This window comes from Rhodovulum sp. (assembly GCF_011048875.1).
Lineage (GTDB): Bacteria > Pseudomonadota > Alphaproteobacteria > Rhodobacterales > Rhodobacteraceae > Rhodovulum > Rhodovulum tesquicola.
Genome location: NZ_DSDD01000100.1, coordinates 1 through 2,313 on the forward strand (window position 1 = coordinate 1; position 2,313 = coordinate 2,313).

General features: G+C 65.9%; 2 protein-coding genes. Both read right to left on the reverse strand.

The window, feature by feature from the left end; genetic code table 11:
- A partial coding sequence (gene leuS, locus ENN83_RS03380) for a leucine--tRNA ligase (RefSeq protein ID WP_287184112.1) occupies positions 1-1,330 on the reverse strand: 1,330 nt, incomplete at its 3' end.
- 83 nt (positions 1,331-1,413) lie between these two features.
- Positions 1,414-1,956, reverse strand: a complete 543-nt coding sequence (locus ENN83_RS03385) for a DUF3576 domain-containing protein (RefSeq protein ID WP_287184114.1) — start codon at positions 1,954-1,956, stop codon at positions 1,414-1,416.
- Positions 1,957-2,313 lie beyond the last annotated feature (357 nt).

Here is a 2,313-nt window from a genome sequence, read left to right on the forward strand (position 1 = left end):
AGTGGACTACCGGGATCGGACAGCCCCAATAACGTTGCCGCGACAGGCCCCAGTCGCGCAGGCGGAACTTGGTCACGCCATGGCCGACGCCATTCTCCTCGCAAAACCGAATCGCGGCGTCGACGGCCTGTTCGCCGGTCGCGACCTCGTCCCAGGCAAAGGCCCGCACCCAGCGCACAGGTTCGGTCTTGGGCGGCACGAAGGCCACGTCGCCCACCGGCTCGCCGCCCTCAAGCGCCACGAAGGTATCGGTCACCGGCAACCCGTATTTCCGCGCGAAATCCAGGTCGCGCTGGTCATGTGCCGGGCAGCCGAAGATCGCGCCGGTGCCGTAATCCATCAGGATGAAATTGGCGATGTAGATCGGCAATTCCCATTTCGGATCCAACGGATGGCGCACCTTCAGCCCGGTGTCGAAGCCGCGCTTCTCGGCGGTTTCCAGCTCTTCCTCGCTGGTGCCCATCCGGCGGCATTCGGCGCAGAAGGCGGCCACATCCGGGTTGTCCTGCTCCAGCGCGCGGGCCAGCGGGTGATCGGGCGAGATCCCAAGGAAACTTGCCCCCATCAGCGTGTCGGGGCGCGTGGTGTAGACCTCGATCCGGTCGAAGCCCTCGGGCCCGTCCACCAGGTCGAATCCCATCTGCAACCCGCGACTCTTGCCGATCCAGTTGCGCTGCATCAGCTTGACCTTCTCGGGCCAGTTCTCCAGCCCGTCCAGCGCCGCCAGCAATTCGTCGGCGAAATCCGAGATGCGGAAGAACCATTGCGTCAGGTCTCGCCGCTCGACCGGCGCGCCAGACCGCCAGCCCTTGCCCTCGATCACCTGCTCGTTGGCCAGAACCGTCATGTCCACCGGGTCCCAGTTCACGGTGGCGTTCTTGCGATAGACCAGCCCCGCGGCCAGCATGTCCAGGAACATGGCCTGCTGCTGGCCGTAATACTCGGGATCACAGGTCGCGAACTCGCGCGACCAGTCGATCGACAGGCCCAGCGGCTTCATCTGCGCGCGCATGTCGGCGATGTTGCCATAGGTCCAGTCCTTGGGATGGCCGCCGCGTTCCATCGCTGCGTTTTCCGCGGGCATCCCGAAGGCGTCCCAGCCCATCGGGTGCAACACGCTGAATCCGCAGGATGATTTGTAGCGCGCCACGACATCGCCCATGGTGTAGTTGCGCACATGGCCCATATGGATGCGCCCCGAGGGGTAGGGGAACATTTCCAGCACATAGTATTTTGGCCGGGCCGGGTCGTGGCAGGCGCGGAACGTGGCGTCGGCCTCCCATGCGTCCTGCCATTTCCGCTCGATCTCGGCCGGGGTGTAGCGCGCCATGTCAGCAATCCTCAGTCAAACGCCGGGCGCGGGTGGCCCGGCGTCGTGCATAATAGGCGCCGCGCGGGGCGTCCAGTGGGGCGTCAGAGCTTGCTGTCGCGGATGCGGATCTGGCGGGCGCGGGTCAGGATCGCGTCCTCGACCGCGCGCACGGTGGCGCCATCGACCGCGCCCGACCGGCTGTGCAGCGACACCTTGAGCGAGCGTGCGTCCAGCGCCGGATCCTGCACATAGACGGTCGCGCGATAGGCCCGTCCGCCGCCGGGCGGCGTGCCGTAACCCGTGACGATCACGCCCGAGAAGGGATCGACAGACCGAATCGGCAGGAAGTTCAGCACCTCCAGCGAGGCCTGCCAGAGATACTTGTTCACCGCGACCGTGGTGTTCGGGTCGTCGGCATTGCCGAACAGGTCGAGGATCGAGCCGCGCTCCTGGCGTTCGCGCCGAATCTCGGCCACGGGCGTATTCTCGAACTGCCGCGCGATATTGGCCTCGCGCGCCTCGATCCGGGCGGCGTCCTGTTCGGGGCTGGGGGCGCTGCGGCCGAACAGCCCGCCGCCACAGCCGGCCAGTCCAACAGCCATTGTCCCGATCAGTGCCCCGCGCGCGATGCGGTGGAAGGTCATGCCTGCGCCCTCGTTGTCCTTTGCCGGTCTTTACCGGAGCGGGTCGGGGCGGACAAGGTTTTTCCCTTGCGCCACGTCCGCTTGGGCGCGGGGGCGGTGTGGCTTTGCTGCATCAATCGGGGGAAGCGTTCCGGGGGGGTGCCGGTGTTCCTTGCATTTGAGGGGGGCTAGAGCGAAACCCGGAACATACTCAGATCGGATGCTCCGGCCTGAGGTGCATCTTAAATCGAATGAGGGAAAGCCATGAAAAAGGTTCTCTTCGCGACCACCGCGCTGGTTGCTTCGGCCGGCATCGCCGCTGCAGACATCACGCTCTCCGGCTCGGCCCAAATGGGTATCAAGGGCGGCGACCGTTAT

Coding starts and splice junctions, on each gene's coding strand:
- ENN83_RS03385 (WP_287184114.1), bottom strand. CDS start 1,956: ATGACCTTCCACCGCATCGCGCGCGGGGCACTGATCGGGACAATGGCT.